The sequence below is a fragment of the Pseudomonas rossensis genome (assembly GCF_039888995.1).
Classification (GTDB): Bacteria; Pseudomonadota; Gammaproteobacteria; order Pseudomonadales; family Pseudomonadaceae; genus Aquipseudomonas; species Aquipseudomonas rossensis.
This window is the reverse complement of the sequence record NZ_JBBWCB010000338.1, coordinates 1-397: the sequence shown is the minus strand read 5'-3', so window position 1 is coordinate 397 and position 397 is coordinate 1. Positions and strand designations below refer to the sequence as shown.

The following is a 397-nucleotide window of genomic DNA, read 5'->3' as shown; positions in this document are numbered from 1 at the left end:
AGGAAGAGGAAGAGGGGGAGAAGAGAAAGAGGAAGGAGGGAAGGGGGGAAGGAGAGGGAGAAGAGAGGAAAAAGAAAAGGAGGAAGAAAAGAGGAAAGAGGAGGGAGGAGAGAAAAGAAAGAAGGAGAAAAAAGGGGAAGGGAGAGGGAGGGAGAGAGAGAAGGGGGGGGGAGAGGAAAGAGGAGAGAAGAAGGGAAGGAGGAGAGAGGGAGGAGGAAAAGAGGAAGGAGGGGGAAAGAAAAGAGGGAAGGGAAGGGGGGAAGAAAGAGGGGGGAAGAGAAGAGAGAAGGGAAGAAGGGAAAAAAGGAGAGAAGGGAGAAAAGAGAAGAGAGAGGGGAAGGAAGGGAGGAAGAAGGGGGGAGAAAGAAGAAGGAAGAAAAGGAGGAAGGAAAGAAAA

1 protein-coding gene is annotated in these 397 nt (G+C 51.1%); it reads left to right on the top strand.

Annotation, left to right across the window (positions count from 1 at the left end; translation table 11 throughout):
* Positions 1-397: hypothetical protein (locus tag WLY71_RS31730; protein WP_347806593.1), on the top strand; the 397-nt coding region annotated here is incomplete at both ends.